At 61.5% G+C, this 15,968-nt stretch carries 16 protein-coding genes; 7 read left to right on the plus strand and 9 right to left on the minus strand.

Features of this window, described 5'->3' with window-relative positions; translation table 11 throughout:
- Nucleotides 1-69: 69 nt before the first annotated feature.
- On the minus strand, nt 70-327 hold the full coding sequence (locus AACO21_RS12930; RefSeq protein WP_346192939.1) for a hypothetical protein: 258 nt from the start codon (nt 325-327) through the stop codon (nt 70-72).
- A 432-nt stretch (nt 328-759) separates the two neighbouring features.
- On the minus strand, nt 760-1,653 hold the full coding sequence (locus tag AACO21_RS12935; protein WP_346192940.1) for an MBL fold metallo-hydrolase: 894 nt from the start codon (nt 1,651-1,653) through the stop codon (nt 760-762).
- A 191-nt stretch (nt 1,654-1,844) separates the two neighbouring features.
- Here AACO21_RS12935 and AACO21_RS12940 point away from each other — a divergent pair, with 191 nt between their 5' ends.
- A complete protein-coding gene (locus AACO21_RS12940; RefSeq protein ID WP_346192941.1) occupies nt 1,845-2,756 on the plus strand; it encodes a bestrophin family ion channel in 912 nt (303 codons plus the stop codon).
- Nucleotides 2,757-2,766: 10 nt separating this feature from the next.
- Nucleotides 2,767-3,564 (plus strand): hypothetical protein, encoded by a 798-nt coding sequence (locus AACO21_RS12945; protein ID WP_346192942.1) that lies wholly within the window; start codon nt 2,767-2,769, stop codon nt 3,562-3,564.
- Nucleotides 3,565-3,609: 45 nt separating this feature from the next.
- Here AACO21_RS12945 and AACO21_RS12950 read toward each other — a convergent pair whose 3' ends face one another.
- The 3 genes from AACO21_RS12950 to AACO21_RS12960 form a co-directional block, all read right to left on the minus strand.
- Entirely contained in the window at nt 3,610-4,194 is a 585-nt protein-coding gene (locus AACO21_RS12950) for an SCO family protein (protein ID WP_346192943.1), read from the minus strand.
- A 79-nt stretch (nt 4,195-4,273) separates the two neighbouring features.
- A complete protein-coding gene (locus AACO21_RS12955) occupies nt 4,274-4,831 on the minus strand; it encodes an HPP family protein (protein ID WP_346193019.1) in 558 nt (185 codons plus the stop codon).
- Nucleotides 4,831-5,034 carry a hypothetical protein gene (locus AACO21_RS12960; protein WP_346192944.1) on the minus strand — a complete coding sequence of 68 codons (204 nt, stop codon included), beginning with the start codon at nt 5,032-5,034 and terminating at the stop codon, nt 4,831-4,833. The genes AACO21_RS12955 and AACO21_RS12960 overlap by 1 nt, the downstream gene beginning before the upstream one ends.
- A gap of 339 nt (nt 5,035-5,373) precedes the next feature.
- On the opposite strand from AACO21_RS12960, the gene AACO21_RS12965 reads away from it, so the two are divergent.
- Both AACO21_RS12965 and AACO21_RS12970 read left to right on the plus strand, forming a co-directional pair.
- Complete coding sequence (locus AACO21_RS12965) at nt 5,374-6,597, plus strand: porin (RefSeq protein WP_346192945.1); 1,224 nt, start codon at nt 5,374-5,376, stop codon at nt 6,595-6,597.
- A 143-nt stretch (nt 6,598-6,740) separates the two neighbouring features.
- Complete coding sequence (locus AACO21_RS12970) at nt 6,741-8,039, plus strand: rhomboid family intramembrane serine protease (RefSeq protein ID WP_346192946.1); 1,299 nt, start codon at nt 6,741-6,743, stop codon at nt 8,037-8,039.
- Between the two features lie 24 nt (nt 8,040-8,063).
- On the opposite strand, the gene AACO21_RS12975 is transcribed toward AACO21_RS12970, so the two are convergent.
- From AACO21_RS12975 to AACO21_RS12990, 4 genes are all read right to left on the minus strand, one after another.
- Nucleotides 8,064-8,432, minus strand: a complete 369-nt coding sequence (locus tag AACO21_RS12975) for a S4 domain-containing protein (protein WP_346192947.1) — start codon at nt 8,430-8,432, stop codon at nt 8,064-8,066.
- 87 nt (nt 8,433-8,519) lie between these two features.
- On the minus strand, nt 8,520-9,374 hold the full coding sequence (locus AACO21_RS12980) for a methylated-DNA--[protein]-cysteine S-methyltransferase (RefSeq protein ID WP_346192948.1): 855 nt from the start codon (nt 9,372-9,374) through the stop codon (nt 8,520-8,522).
- A gap of 299 nt (nt 9,375-9,673) precedes the next feature.
- The gene (ppsA, locus tag AACO21_RS12985) at nt 9,674-12,049 is read right to left on the minus strand and encodes a phosphoenolpyruvate synthase (protein ID WP_346192949.1); all 2,376 of its coding nucleotides are present in this window, start codon (nt 12,047-12,049) and stop codon (nt 9,674-9,676) included.
- A gap of 40 nt (nt 12,050-12,089) precedes the next feature.
- Complete coding sequence (locus AACO21_RS12990) at nt 12,090-12,857, minus strand: FCD domain-containing protein (RefSeq protein ID WP_346192950.1); 768 nt, start codon at nt 12,855-12,857, stop codon at nt 12,090-12,092.
- A 207-nt stretch (nt 12,858-13,064) separates the two neighbouring features.
- Here AACO21_RS12990 and AACO21_RS12995 point away from each other — a divergent pair, with 207 nt between their 5' ends.
- From AACO21_RS12995 to AACO21_RS13005, 3 genes are read left to right on the plus strand one after another with little or no spacing between them, the layout of a single operon-like run.
- Nucleotides 13,065-13,859 carry a (Fe-S)-binding protein gene (locus tag AACO21_RS12995; protein WP_346192951.1) on the plus strand — a complete coding sequence of 265 codons (795 nt, stop codon included), beginning with the start codon at nt 13,065-13,067 and terminating at the stop codon, nt 13,857-13,859.
- Nucleotides 13,856-14,527 carry a lactate utilization protein C gene (locus AACO21_RS13000; RefSeq protein WP_346192952.1) on the plus strand — a complete coding sequence of 224 codons (672 nt, stop codon included), beginning with the start codon at nt 13,856-13,858 and terminating at the stop codon, nt 14,525-14,527. The genes AACO21_RS12995 and AACO21_RS13000 overlap by 4 nt, the downstream gene beginning before the upstream one ends.
- Complete coding sequence (locus AACO21_RS13005) at nt 14,524-15,954, plus strand: LutB/LldF family L-lactate oxidation iron-sulfur protein (RefSeq protein WP_346192953.1); 1,431 nt, start codon at nt 14,524-14,526, stop codon at nt 15,952-15,954. Before AACO21_RS13000 ends, AACO21_RS13005 begins: the two co-directional genes overlap by 4 nt.
- Nucleotides 15,955-15,968: the final 14 nt, after the last annotated feature.

Consider the following 15,968-nt stretch of genomic DNA (forward strand, 5'->3'; position numbering starts at 1 on the left):
GTCGCTCGGTATGAAAACCCCTGCTGAGGCATTCGCATTAGCAGCGTAAGTTGAGCAGGTTCTGCTGGGTCAATACACTGCAACTCCCCCGATCGCCGTGAAGGCAGCATAAAAAGAGCTATTGGCGTTTCGTTTTTGGCCCTTTTTCCCAGTTGACCGTAGCGCTCGATCAAATGGGTCTTTTGGGGGTATCAGTTCGCCGTTCTGGTTGTGTTTGCTGTAGTCGGCACCGAGCAGGGCGAAGGGGTTGAGTTCCTTCAAGGCGTAGCGGTAGGCCAACACGTTCGGACCGCTCTTGGCGAAATAGCTGCGGTACGTAGTATTCATTTCGACTCCTCGACAACATTCCTAACGAACACATTTCTACTCGTGATCACCTGTATGTGAATTGGATTAGCTGCGGCCTGCGTATTTGCAGTCCGCAAAATTGCCAAAAGCATAATTATGCCGTGCATTGTCGCATCCCGCATCCGCGTCGCTCTGCCACTTGAACCCAGTTTTGCTCTTGCGAGCATTGCTTATCCGCAACGCTCTCTCAATGCCTGATTGGTCGCTTTCCCAACTCAATCACCTCATCCCCCCTTCAGCCCTCTCGGGATCTGATGCGTAATAAAACAGCATAAGAATGAAGATTAAGTGTCCCTGCCCTCTGCGAAATGGGCGACAGCTACCACATTGCGGCCCCGCAAACAAAAGCCCCTGCCGCATGACAGCGACAGGGGCTTTTTCATGTCCATCCGGACGCGGTTCAGAAACGACTTACCACTTCATTTCGCCGGTCGTCACCTTGGCACCGATATCGAGCGCCATGCCCAAGGCAACATTCGGATAAGCCGCCTTCATTTCAGCGATCAGGCCGGCAGAATCCTTGTGACGGGCCGAGGCCTGCTCGTAACGCACCAGATATTCGCGGGTATAACGGATGTTCCGCTCATCCAGTGCCGTACCGGCCTGCATGTGACCCGGCACGACCAGGCGCGGCTTCAGGGCGAGCATCTCGTCGAGCTGGCGCACCCAGGCCTGACGTTCGGCCAGTTGCTGCGTGTCGGCGGTCCACACGTGGAGATTGCCCAAAACCGCGACGTTTCCGGCAATGGCGCCGATGGACGGAATCCAGACATACGGGCGATGCGCCAGTATTCCTTCCGTGCCGCGCAGTTCCACGGCTTCACCATCCACGCGCAAGGTCGTTTCGGTCAAGGCTTCCGGCACGATGGGCTGACGCGGCGCATTGGCCGGCCCCATCTTCGGGCTCCAGAAGGCCACCTTGCCGGCCAGTTTGGCCTGGATCTTCTCACGCACCGCGGGCGTACTCACGACACGGGCCTGCGGGAAAATTTCCTTCAACACTTCGGCCCCGAAGTAGTAGTCCGGATCGGCGTTGCTGATCAGGATGGTTTTCAGGGTTTTGCCGGTATCCAGCACATCGGCGGCAATCCGCAGGGCATCGGCACGGGTGAAGCCCGTGTCGATGACCATGGCTTCCTGCTTGCCGCTCAGGATCACCGCATTGGCGTTAAAGCTGCCCGCGCTGGCGTTATAGACCTTCAGATTGAGCGGGGTGGACTCCTGAGCCTGACTGGCCGGCAGGGCAAACACGCTGGCTGCGATGACCGGCAGGGCGTGACGAACAAACTGTTTGAGGATACGCATGGTGTTTTCTCCGTAAGGGGGGGTAACGACGAAACGGAGTTTATTCACAGCCAAACAATCAACAAACACCAAATAAGTCGCATATTTATTTCATAAATTGCAACAATATGCTGCCCCGCCGTTACCTGCGGCATACAGACACACCCGGAAAATCCCGCGAGAATAACGCTTTTGCCTCACCGCCCGGCTCCATGATCGTTCGCCCCCGCCCTCACTGGCTGCACCTCCTTTTTGTCCGCCGCGGCTCGCTGGTCACGCAGATTTTCAGCCAGCAGCTCTTCATCCTGGCACTTTCTTCGGCGGTGGTTGTGCTTCATGGTCAGGTCTTTCACTGGAAAGTCACGCTGACCTCAGGTCCGTTCTCGCTGATGGGCGTTGCGCTGGCCATCTTTCTCGGTTTTCGCATCAACGCGAGCTACGACCGCTACTGGGAAGCACGCAAGCAATGGGGCGCCATGCTGGTGGAAACCCGGAATCTCGCACGCAAGGCGCTGACCCTGATTGATCAGGGCAGCGATGCCCGCCGCTTTGTCCTCGCCCTGGCCGGCTTGGCGGCCACCACCCGCAACCAGCTGCGCGGCGAACCGGCCACACTGGGTACGGAGGCCTTGTTGCCTGACGAACTGCGCGCAACACTGGCCGGCGTACGCCAGCCGCCGCAACGGGTACTGCTCTGGCTCGCCCAATGGCTGCAACAGGAACGCCAGGCAGGACGCTTGCAGCCCATGCTGGCCAACACCATGGAAGATTCGCTGGATGCGCTGTCCATGGCCATCGGCAGTTGCGAGCGCATTGCCAACACCCCCTTGCCCTTCACCTATTCCGTGATCCTGCATCGCAGCGCCTATCTGTACTGCATGCTGCTCCCCTTCGGACTGGTCGATGTGATCGGGGTCATGACGCCCCTCGTCGTGACCTTCGTGTCCTACACCTTCTTTGCACTGGAAGCCCTGAGCGACGAGATCGAGGAACCTTTCGGGCGCGCGCCCAACGACCTGGCCCTGGATGCCCTGGTCATCGGCATCGAAGGCAGCTTGCGCGAACTGCTCGGCGAGACGCCGCCGCCTCCGCTGCAACCGGATCACAACTACATCCTGCGCTGAGCCTCGCCCCATGCCCCGCCTCCGCCTGCTCGCCCCCCTGCTTGCCAGCCTATTCATCGCCGGTCTCCTGGCGTGCTCGGCACAGGCCGACACCCTGCTGCGCATCGACACCCGACCCGGCGTCCAGGTCCCGGTTTACGAGATGCTGAATCCGGCTGCCCATGCGACGCTGGTGTTGTTGCCTGGCGGTAATGGCGGGTTCGGCAAGCTGGTCGATGGCGCACCGAGCAGCCAGAATTTTCTGGTGCGGGAACGGCAGCGTTTTGTCGATGCCGGATTTCATGTCGCGGTGGTCAGTCGACCGTCGGACATCCCCGATCTGGATAACGGAACCCGTACCGGCGAAGCGCATCTGGCCGATCTGCGCCAGGTGGTGGCAAGCCTGAAAGCCCGGCATGGCAAGCCGGTCTGGCTGATCGGCACCAGCCGCGGCACGGTCTCCGCCGCCGCCGCCGCGATTGCCCTGGGCGACGAACTGGCCGGGATTGTGATGACGTCCAGCATCCTGGCCTGGAAACTGCCGGGGGCACTGCCCCGACAAGCGCTGGACAAGATCCGTATTCCGGTCCTGATGGTCCATCACCAGGACGACGCCTGCTGGGCCTGTCGCGCCTACGAAGCCCCCGCGGTCTTACGCGCCCTCAATGCCGCACCGTTCCGGGAACTGATCCTGATCAGCGGCGGCGGCCCGGTCAGCGGCGATGCCTGCGAGCCCCATCATTACCACGGCTTCATCGGCAAGGAAGCCGAGACCATTCAGCACATCACCGACTGGATTCGCCAACCGCGTTCCGCAGCGGCGCACTGATCCGACGCTTGTCTCAACCCCTGAGTGCGCGCCGATCAACGCGGCTCAGGCCGCCGCCAGCAAGAGACGCAGATCCGCCGCCAGGTCTTGGGCGCTCAGGGTATCCGGGGCGTAAAGACGCAGTTTTCCCGCCGGATCGAAGACATAACAGCCCGCGCTGTGATCGATGACATAGCCCATGCTGCCTTCGATCGGACGCGGTATGGCAGTTGCCCGGAATTCGCTCAAAACCGCCTTTGTTGCCTCGGGCGTGCCCCGCAAGGCCAGAAAATCCGGATGAAACCAGGGCACGAAGTCCTTCAGGCGCGTCGCCGTATCGCGCGCCGGATCCACCGTCACAAAGATCACCTGCACCCGCGCCGCCGCTTCGCCCAGCAACCCCATCGTCGTCGCCAGCTTGGCCAGCGTGGTCGGGCAGACATCCGGACAACTGGCATAACCAAAAAACAACACCACAACCTTGCCGCGAAAATCGGCCAGGGAACGTCGTCGACCGTCGGGATCATCCAGGGCGAAATCCCGGCCGAAATTCGCCCCGTTCAGGTTCGTAGACTTGAAAGGCAGGGGGGCCTGGCGAGTGCAGGCAACCGGCAACAACGACGCAAAGAAGAGAAAGCCTCGGCGGTGCATATCAATCCAGCTTGAATCCAAGGCATCGATTTTGAGCGGCGTCACCGGGGAAAACAAGCACACCGACGGTCAACCGCCGTCAGGACCAGATTTCCGGATAGCGTCGTTGAGGCACCAGGTTGTTGAACAACACCGCGAGCACCACAAGCAACACAGCCCCGACGCCGACCGGCATCCAGAGATAGGCAAACCCCAGGCGATGAATCTCCGGCGAGCCAATCACCGCAATCAAAGCCGTTGCGCCGCCGGGCGGATGCAGGGTGCGGCTCCAGTGCATCAGCGCAATCGCCGTCGATACCGCCAATGCGGCAGCCAGCCAGGGCACGAAGGACAAGCATTGCCAGCAGAGCACCCCGACCAGGGCGGAAAGCACATGCCCGCCCACGACATTGCGCGGCTGCGCCAACGGGCTACGGGAAGCACCGAACAGCAGGACGGCAGATGCACCAAAGGAACCGATCAGCAGCAGATGATCGCCACCGGGAAATTGCCACTCGGCGAGCACACCAAGCACGGCGATGCCGATGAATGCCCCCAGCCAGGACCAGAGGATTTCAGCAGCACTGACCCGGGGCGGGCTGCCACGGGTGGTACCCCGCATTTTGCGCAGATAGGCCTGCACGGCGCCAAACTGCATCACGCCTGTGCTTCCGAATCAGGCGCCGGCGAATCCTGCGCTGCCGTCAGGCGGGCCAGCGCATGCTGCCAGGCCAGATGATAGACAACCCGGAAATCTTCGGTGCTGATGTCGATATAACCCGGCACCTGGGCCAGTGCGTCGAGAATATCTTCATCGGAGAGTTCCAGGGCTTGCGGTAAGACAACGGTATCGGCAGGCATTCGGCGCGGCCTCAAATCAGGCACTGACAACAAGGCGCTCCATCTTAAAAGAACCCGCTTCGCGCCCCCATCCCTCTTTCGCAGGAAGTGCCCCCCTCCTTTCAGGGGATGTTTCGGATTGGATCAGCCATTGTTTCACCTGTTGAAATCTGGGACGCCGCAAGCAGGGATCACTCCACGGCATCAATCATTGCGTAACTTATTGAATCATCAGTAATCACACCCCTATTCCGGGTCATGCATGTCACCCTGGCACGCACTTCGCGCTAAGGCCTGCCGGCTGGCCAGCCCCATTGGCCATTCAATGCACCCAAGACAATTCGAACCCGGAGACACTCCATGCACACAGCTTTCGTTACCCGCCCCCTGGTCGTTGCCCTGCTGGCCGGCCTTGCTTCCCATGCCCATGCCGTCAGTTTCACCCATGAAGGCGTCACGCTCGATATCAACGGTACGATCAACGGTTTCTACGTAAACCGCGAAGAAAAGACCACCAACCAGAGCACGGGGGTCACCACCCGCAAATCCAACAGCGCCCTTTCCAACGGTCTCCTGCCGGGTTGGATCAACTTTGTCGCCACCACCAAGGTCGACGATATCGACATCAAGGGCCATATCAGCTTTGCGCCGGGCATCAACAGCAACTCCCAGGTCGTCGGCCTGCCGATCGGCAACAATGCAGACGGCAGCGCGGGCAACATCAACCCATACAGCCAGATCGACACCCGTAACGTCTACTTCCAGTTCGGCAACAACGAATGGGGTACCCTGAAGCTCGGGCGTGACATCGGCCTGTTTGCCCAGAACATCATCCTGTCCGACATGACCCTGCTGGGCGTCGGCGGCACCAGTAATGCCGGCATCCCGTACAACACCACCTTCGGCATGATCGGCCACGGCTACATGTACACCGGCTTCCAGCCGCAGATCACCTACACGACGCCGAAGCTGGGCGGTCTCCAGGCAGCGGCCGGGATCTTCCAGCCGAGCAAGTTTGCCGGCGATGAAACCAAGACCCCGGGCTTCCAGGCCAAGGTCGATTACGATTGGCAAGGCAACCTGCCCGGCAAAGTCTGGAGCGGTGTGGTCTCGCAAACGACGAGCTGCTCGACCGAGCCGTGCTCCAAGAAATCCTTCTCCGCCTCCGGCTTCGAACTGGGCGGCAAGCTGAAAATGGGCAACTTCGAGACGGTCGCTTACGCCTTCACGGGCAGCGGTCTGGGTCTTTCCACGGTGGGTGCCCAATTCTTCGGCGGCGGCAACAGCGCCGGCAACAAGACCGATTCGCGCGGCTATTTCCTGCAGGGCACTTACCAGCTCGGCAAGACCAAGCTCGGCCTGAACTACGGTGAGAACCGCGACAAGGACGGCTATGCACTGAGCGGGAGCAGCAGCTCGAACCAGATCAAGAACCGCGCCTACACCCTGGGCGTCTACCACTCGCTGAACAAATTCATCACCCTGGTCGGTGAAATGAACGAAGAGCGCATCACCAACGTGCTCGACAACAACACCAATAACCGGAACCGCACGCTCTCCTTCGGCGGCATCCTGTTCTTCTGATCGCGCTGCGATTGCTTCTCATGCGTCAGGTGTAATCCCTTGCATCTGTATTTGGGCACCCTTCGGGGTGCCCTTTTTTTATCCATGATGACAATTGGATTAACGGAGCCTAGAATCATGTAAATTACATAAACAGGCCCATCATGATCCAGGATCCGATTGCTCAGCAAGCCGCACACCAGCGACAACGCGTCCTGGACATGCAGCAAACCCCCTCCTGTGCCGCTGAGCCGCCGGTTGCCGAATCCCGAGTCACGCCCACCCCGCCAAGCGATCCGGCTGCACTGGAAACATTGCAGACATCGCTGAAAGCCCTGGCCCCCATCCCCTGGCTGACGCATGCCTTGGTCGGCCTGAATATCCTGATTTTCGGTATCACCGCGTATCTGAGCAGCCACGTTGTGCGCATCCCGGCCGACCAATTACTGCGCTGGGGCGGCAATGCCGCCTCGGAGGTCCAGAAAGGCGACCTCTGGCGCCTGATGAGCGCGACCTTTCTGCACGGCGGCGCTCTGCATCTCTTTTTCAACATGCTCGGCCTCTATAGCGCCGGCGTGCTTGTCGAGCGCATCTATGGCCGCCGCTGCTATGCCTTGATCTATCTGGGCAGCGGCTTCGTCGGCAGTGCAGCAAGCCTGCATTACGCGGCACAGAACGCCGTTTCGATCGGCGCATCCGGGGCTGTGTTCGGGATCACGGCGGCGTTGCTGGTCGGCATTTTCGAGCATCGTCATCGCCTGCCCGAAACCTTCAGCCGCCCCCTGCTGACCAATCTCGGCATTTTCATCGTCTCGGCCCTGGTAAACGGGTTTACCCACAGCGGCATCGACAACGCCGCCCATATCGGCGGCTTGCTCACGGGGGCAGCCCTGGCCTGGATGCTGCCGGAACGCTTTTCAGCCGACGTCCGGCGCGTGGCAGTGCTGCCCCGTCTTCTGCAAAGCAGTGCCCTGGTCTTGAGCGCCGCCCTCGCCCTCGCCCTGCTTGCCCCGCCGGCCGAGATCGACCAGATGAAACGCCTGAGCGCTCAGGAAAACATGGCCCGTGCGTTCAAGGAATTCGACGCAGCCATGAAAATCATCGCCCAAGAAGAAGCCAATCTGAAATCCGGCCATCTCAGCCTGCGCGAAGCCGATGCCCGCAGTCGCAGCGTGCTCGCCCCGATGATGCAGAACGTGGTCAACAGCTTCTCGCTTACCGATCTCACGCCCAATGACCCGCGCCGCCCGCTCTATCTGACAACGCGCCACCTCTCGGAACTCCTGCTCGAGTCCTTTGCCATGGAGAGCATTTTCTATCCCGGCGATGAAACCCCTCATCCGGTTGATCCCGTACGGATGAACGAGATCGAAGCGGACATCAAGGCCGTCACGCAACGTCTTGAGGCCTTGATTCAAGCGGCGAACAAGCCTGCGGCAAAAACCGAAACCCCGCGCAAATAAACCAGCATGGCCAGGCCGCCCTGGCTAGCCCTCACGAAAACGCGCCAAGGCCCGTCGATCCCGCTTGGTGGGCCGCCCCCGCTGATCTGCAAGCGGCGTTGGTGCAAGACGGCGCAGTTCCGCCTGACGTTCCCGCTCGGCCACGCTCTCCGCCGTTTCTTCATAGAGCAGGCGCGCCTCGCTGGCCGGGCGACGTTGATCACAACTGGCTTTGACGGCCACGACAAAACGCTGCTCGGCGGTACGAATTTCGAGCATCATGCCCGGCCCGACCTCACGCGCCGGCTTGACCACATCGCCGCCGATCCGGACCTTGCCGCCCTCCACCGCTGCCTGGGCCAGACTGCGGGTCTTGAAAAAACGGGCCACCCAGAGCCATTTGTCGAGTCGCATGCGTGCGCCATCCGGTCAAAAAAGCGAATTATGCCCAAATCAGGACGTCGACCGCAGGCCGATCATGCCGGCATGATCCGCTTCGGCTCAAGGTTGCCCTTCCCCCTGCCCCGCCTCCCAGGCCAGCATTGCCAGCTTGCGCTCGCTGCCCCAGCGGTACTGGCCGACCTCACCCCCTTCGCGCAGCACCCGATGACAGGGAATCAGATAGCCCAAGGAATTGGCGGCCAGCGCATTGCCCACAGCACGCGCAGCGGACGGCTGACCAATCTCCGCAGCCAGTTGGCGATAGGAACGCACCTCGCCGGGTGCAATGCGCAGCAAGGCCTCCCAGACCTTGATCTGAAAATTGGTCCCGCGCAGCAGCAGATGCAAGCTGCCCCGCGTCGGCGTCTGCGGGAAAATCCGGGCCAGCCAATCGGTTGCCATCGCGTCGTTTTCCTCGAAATGCGCATGCGGCCAACTGCACCGCAGTGCCGCCAGCATGGCATCGGGGGCATCGTTGAAAAACGCCAGATGGCAAATGCCGCGCGGGGTCCAGGCAATCAGCGCCATGCCGAAAAGCGAGCGCCCCATGCCATAACCCACGCAGAGACCGCGACCGCCCGCCTGGATCTCCCCCGGCGTCATCGCCTCGCACGACACCATCAGATCATGCAGCCGACTACCGCTGCTCAAGCCCGCCTCGGCACAAACAGCGAGGGTATCGCGGGCGGCGCGTAACTGTGCCTTGGCATGCTCCTTGGTCAGATATTGCAGGAAGCGTTTAGGCGATATCCCCGCCCATTCAGCAAACACGCGCTGCAAATGATGCGGGCTGACATGCACTGCCTCGGCCACCGCAGCCAGGCTGGGCTGCCCCCGCGCATGCGCCCGGATGAAGGCGATGGCCTCGGCAACCAAGGCATAGTGGCGTTCCGTGCCGGATTCATCCAGGCGCATCAAGACTCCCTCTCATAGAAAAACACGCTACAGAAGGCGACGGTCAACCCCGTCCATACCCCCAAAATCAGCCCTGCCGACTGCGCCGCGACCACACGGCGCGCACCGGCTATCCGCATGAACAGCACGATAGGCGAGCAGCCCGCCTGCGGGCAATCCGATTCTTGCGCAGAAACACTTTCAGAAATACACACAGAAATACAAGAGCCCGCCCAGAAACGAAAAAGGCCGGGAATCGCTTCCCGGCCTTTTTGCCCAGATTTCCCGGTTGACCGTGGCCAACCGGTGGATCGTGGCGATTACGCCTTCTTGTGGCTTGCCAGACGGGTCCAGGTATCAACCACGGTGTCCGGGTTCAGCGAGATGCTGCTGATGCCCTGATCCATCAGCCATTCAGCCAGATCCGGGTGATCGGACGGGCCCTGACCGCAGATACCGACGTACTTGCCGGCCTTGTTGGCAGCGGAAATCGCCATGGCGAGCAGCATCTTGACGGCCGGGTCGCGTTCGTCGAAGAGGTTGGCCACCAGGCCGGAGTCGCGGTCAAGGCCGAGGCTGAGCTGGGTCAGGTCGTTGGAGCCGATCGAGAAGCCGTCGAAGATCTTCAGGAAATCGTCGGCCAACAGGGCGTTGGACGGGATTTCGCACATCATGATCAGCTTCAGGTCGTTTTCGCCCTGCTTCAGGCCGTGTTCGGCCAGCAGATCGACGACAGCCTGGCCTTCGCCGACGGTGCGGACGAACGGAACCATCAACTGAACGTTGGTCAGGCCCATTTCTTCACGCACGAACTTCATGGCGCGGCATTCCATCTCGAAACAGTCGCGGAAGCTGTCAGCGATGTAGCGGGAGGCGCCACGGAAGCCGAGCATCGGGTTTTCTTCTTCCGGCTCGTAGAGGTCGCCGCCGAGCAGTTTGCGGTACTCGTTGGACTTGAAGTCAGACAGACGGACGATGACCGGGTTCGGCCAGAAGGCGGCGGCGATGGTCGACACGCCTTCCACCAGCTTTTCGACGAAGAAGTCCTTCGGCGTGGCGTAGCCACGGGCACGACGCTTGATCTCGTCGCGCTTGGAGGCCGGCAGACGCTCGACGTCGAGGATGGCCTTCGGGTGAATACCGATCACGTTGTTGATGATGAACTCGACACGGGCCAGACCCACGCCGGCGTTCGGCAGCTGGGCGAATTCGAAGGCCAGTTCCGGGTTGCCGACGTTCATCATGACCTTGACCGGGACGTCCGGCATGGCGGAGATGTCGCGGGTGGTGATTTCGTAGTCGAGACGACCGCGGTAAACGTGGCCGGTATCGCCTTCGGTACAGGAGACGGTGACCACTTCGCCTTCGGACAGGGTCTCGGTCGCGTCGCCGCAGCCGACGATGGCCGGAATACCCAGCTCACGCGCGATGATCGCGGCGTGGCAGGTACGGCCACCGCGGTTGGTGACGATGGCGGAAGCGCGCTTCATGACCGGTTCCCAGTTCGGGTCGGTCATGTCGGCAACCAGCACGTCGCCCGGCTTAACCTGGTCCATTTCCTTCGGATCCTTGACGATGCGGACCGGGCCGACACCAATCTTCTGACCGATGGCACGGCCGGAGGCCAGCACCTTGGAGTAGGACTTCAGCTTGAACTTCTCCTGCTTGCCGGCGGCAGCCTGGGACTGCACGGTTTCCGGACGGGCCTGCAGGATGTACAGCTTGCCGTCGACACCGTCCTTGCCCCACTCGATGTCCATCGGACGCTGGTAGTGCTTTTCGATGATCTGGGCGTAGCGGGCCAGTTCCATGACTTCTTCGTCATTGATCGAGAACTGGTGACGCAGGGATTCTTCGACGTCCTCGGTGATCGTGGACTTGCCGGCAACCTTCTCGGGCGAGAAGGTCATCTTGATCATCTTGGAACCGAGGTTGCGACGCACGACGGCCTTCTTGCCGGCGTCGAGCATCGGCTTGTGCACGTAGAACTCGTCCGGATTGACTGCGCCCTGCACGACGGTTTCACCCAGGCCGTAGGAGGAAGTCACGAACACGGCATCACGGAAACCGGATTCGGTGTCGAGGGTGAACATCACGCCGGCCGCACCCTTGTCGGAGCGGACCATGCGCTGGATACCGGCAGAGAGGGCCACGTCAGCGTGCAGGAAGCCCTTGTGCACGCGGTAGGAAATGGCACGGTCGTTGTACAGGGAAGCAAACACTTCCTTGATCGCGTGCATGATGTTTTCCAGGCCGACGATGTTCAGGAAGGTTTCCTGCTGACCGGCGAAGGAAGCATCCGGCAAGTCTTCAGCGGTGGCGGAAGAGCGCACGGCGAAGGACATGTCGGCATTGGATTCGGCCACCAGGCGCTGGTACTGCTCGGTGATGGCGATGGTCAGTTCCATCGGGAACGGGGTATCGAGCACCCACTGACGGATCTCGGCACCGGTCTTGACCAGGGCATTCACGTCTTCAACGTCCAGCGCATCGAGGGCGGCGTTGATCTTGGCGTCCAGGCCGGACTGTGCCAGGAAGACACGGTAGGCGTGGGCCGTGGTGGCAAAACCGCCCGGCACGCGCACGCCGGTGTCGGCGAGCTGGGAGATCATTTCGCCCAGCGAGGCGTTCTTGCCGCCGACTTGCTCGACGTCCGTCATGCGCAGTTTTTCGAACGGGATGACCAATGCTTCCATTGCTGTTTCCTTTCGGGGATCGGATTTAAAAAGAGGTCAATCAGGAAGGTGAAAACTCGGAGGAGAGACGGCGCTCGGCCGTCTCGCGGCGGGCAACGGAACGCAGGGTCTGGGCCAGCGTTTCGCGCACGAAATCGATATGGGTTTCAGCAGCCGAACGAGCGGCCTGCGGCTTCTTGTCGCGCACGGCCTCGAAAATGGCGGTGTGCTGGGTCATCAACAGACGGCTGGCGGCCGGCACGGTCTTCAGCTCACCCAGGTTGAGACGGATGTTGTCCTGCATCAGATTGAGCAAGGCGCCCGACAGATGACCGATCAGCACGTTGTGCGCGGCATCGCCGATGGCCTGGTGAAAGGCGATGTCGGCTTCAGAACGCTGCACCGTGTTGTCGGACTCAAATGCGGCCATCAAGGCGCTGTAGGCCTTCTCCAGACGCATCAGGTCAGCCTCGGTCGCCCGCTCGGCGGCCCACTCGGCTGCCTGGCCTTCCAGCATGCGGCGGAATTCCAGCATGTCTTCGCGCAGGTTCGGGTGATTCAGCATCATCTCGGCCCAGGGGTCGGAAAACGCGGATTCGAGTTTTTCCGTGACATAGGTGCCGCCGCCCTGACGGCTTTGCACCAGCCCCTTCGAGGCCAGCTTCTGAATGGCTTCGCGCAGACTCGGACGGGAAACGCCCAAATCCGCCGCAAGCTCGCGCTCGGGCGGCAGGCGATCGCCGGGCTTCAATGAGCCCTCGAGGATGCGCCCCTCCAGCGTGGAGGCGATGGCATCCGAAATACGCGTGACCTGCAGTTTGCCGGACATTGGTAAGACCACCATGATTGGTAAGACCAGGCAATTCTAACCAGCCATTTGAGAATCCGCAAGCATAGGATTTTCCCTAATGCGATTGACTAAGTCCCGGTATTCACGTAAATTTTCCAAAACGCAAATGATTGGTCATACCAATTTACCTTGATTGACCAAAACCGTTTGCAGTAATTATCAATAATGCATCCAGACGGAGACGACATGACCACCACACCCACGCCGCCGACCCGACCCGGCGATGTCTATTTCTTCGCCACCTGCGTGGTGGATCAGTTTTTCCCGGGTGCCGGCCTGGATGCCATCACCCTGCTCGAACGCGAAGGGATTCGCGTGCATTTCCCGGAAGATCAGACCTGCTGCGGTCAACCTGCCTACAGCAGCGGATTTCCCGAAGAAGCCCGCAAAGTGGCTGCGCACCAACTGAGCCTGTTCCCCAATGACTGGCCTGTCGTCGTGCCGTCCGGCTCCTGCGCCGGCATGATGAAACACCACTACCCGACGCTGTTCGCCGATGATCCGGTGCGCAAGGCCCAGGCCGACGCCCTCTCGGCCCGTGTGTATGAATTCACGCAATTTCTGGTCGAGGTCCTGGATTTCAAACCGGAAGATACGGGTGCGGACTGCAAGGTCGTCCTCCATACCTCGTGCTCGGCCCGCCGCGAAATGGGCGTGCATGTCACGGGCAAGCGACTGATCGGCGACCTGAAGCAGGTCACGCTGGCCCAGCAGGACCACGAATCCGAATGCTGTGGCTTTGGCGGCACCTTCTCGGTCAAGCAGCCGGAAATCTCGGGCGCCATGGTCGAAGACAAGGTCAAGGCCCTGAAGGCCACCGGCGCCGAGCGCGTGGTCAGCGCCGACTGCGGCTGCCTGATGAACATTCTCGGCCACGCCAAGTGGCAGGATGAGCAAGCTGGCTGCAGCACGCCCAGCCTGCCGGGCGAGCACATTGCCAGCTTCCTGTTGCGCCGGACCAGCAAAGGAGCTGCACGATGAGCGCCCGCGACCGCATCCTCGCCAAATTGCGTGCTGCCGCCCCGTCGACCGTCGGCGCCCAGCCCGATGTCGCCAGCTGGTATGCCACCTATCGCCAGGCCGAGAGCGCCTCCGAGAAAGCCAAGCGCTTCCGTCATTTCATCGAACTGGCCCACGCCGAAGTGCACAGCGTGCATGCCGGCAACTGGCTGAGCACCCTGACCACCGTCCTGCGCAACAAGGGCCTTGACCAGATTCTGGTCAGCGAGGACACCACGCATGGCTGCGCCGTGCTCGACGAATTGCCGCCGCAGGGCTTCACCTGTCAGACCTACGACATGGGGATCGAAGCCTGGAAAAGCGAGATGTTCAATGCCACGCCGGCCAGCCTGACGGCCGCCCGCGCCGCCATCGCCGAAACCGGCACGCTGATCCTGTGGCCCGATGCCGCCGAGCCGCGCCTGATGTCGCTGGTGCCGCCGGTACACATCGTGCTGCTGGAAGCCCTCCGCATCTACAACACATTCCATGAAGCCATGACGGCGGAAGGCTGGGCCAACGGGCTGCCGACCAACGCCCTGCTCATATCCGGCCCCTCGAAAACGGCCGATATCCAGCAAACCCTGGCCTATGGCGCGCACGGTCCGAAAGAACTGGTCGTGCTGATGATGGAGGAGGACGCAGCATGAGCCAGCAACCGCTTCATTTCATGCCGAACGACGGCTTCCGCGACCGGGCCAAGAGCGTCGTCGAGAACCCCTTCCTGCGCCAGAGCTTCCGTGGCGCCATGGATTTCCTGATGAGCAAGCGCGCCGCCCAGTTCCCCGACCCGGTGGAACTGGAAAGCCTGCGCAGCCTGGGCGAACAGATTCGCCAGTACAACCTTTCCCGCCTGCCGGAGCTCCTGGTCCAGCTGGAGTCCAATCTGACCCGGAACGGGGTTCAGGTGCACTGGGCCGAAACGCCGGAAGAAGCCAACGCGATCATCCTGGGTATCTGCCAGAAGGTCTCGGCCAAGCTGATGGTCAAGGGCAAGTCCATGGTCAGCGAGGAAATCGAGCTGAACCACGCTGCCGAAGCCGCCGGGATCGGTGCGCTCGAGTCGGACATGGGCGAATACATCGTCCAGCTCGCCCATGAAAAGCCGTCGCACATCATCATGCCGGCGATTCACAAGACCAAGGAAGAAATCGCCCGCCTGTTCGCCGAGAACGTGCCGGGTGTCGAGTACACCGACAACGTCGATGCACTGATCCAGATCGGCCGCAACGTGCTGCGCCAGAAATTCCTGGAAGCCGACGTCGGTCTCTCCGGCGTCAATTTCGCCGTGGCCGAAACCGGCACGCTCTGCCTGGTCGAAAACGAAGGCAATGGCCGCATGTGCACGACCGCCCCGCCGATCCACATTGCCATCACCGGCATCGAGAAGATCGTCGAAAAGCTGGAGCACGTGCCGCCGCTCTACTCGCTGCTCACGCGCTCGGCAACCGGCCAGAACATCTCGACCTACTTCAACATGATCTCCGGGCCGCGCAAGCCCGGCGAAAAGGATGGCCCGGGTGAAGTCCATCTGGTCCTGCTCGACAACGGGCGCAGCCAGGCCTACGCCGATGAGCAACTGCGCAAGACCCTGCAATGCATCCGCTGCGGCGCCTGCATGAACCACTGCCCGGTCTACACGCGCATCGGCGGCCATGCCTACGGCACGACCTATCCGGGTCCGATCGGCAAGATCGTCTCGCCGCACATGCTCGGTCTGGAGGCCACTGCCGACATGCCGACCGCCTCCTCGCTGTGCGGCGCCTGCGGGGAAGTCTGCCCGGTCAAGATTCCCATCCCGGAACTGCTGGTCCGCCTGCGTACCGAATCCTTCTCCGCCCCCAAGGCCAATCCGGCCATGCGCGGTCAGGGGGCCGGCCACCGGCCGCTGATTTCGGCGATCTGGCGTGCCTGGGCCACGGTCTATGGCAATCCCGGCGTGTATCGCGCCGTGTCCTGGCTGACCAGCCGCTTCCACTGGCTCACCCCGCGCCGGCAGGGCGGATGGACGCGCGTCCGTACACCGCTGCAACCCGCTCCCAAGCGCCTGCGCGACCTGATCAAGGAAAAGCACTAATCCCTCTTACCCGG

The organism is Dechloromonas sp. ZS-1 (assembly GCF_039649255.1).
Lineage (GTDB): Bacteria > Pseudomonadota > Gammaproteobacteria > Burkholderiales > Rhodocyclaceae > Azonexus.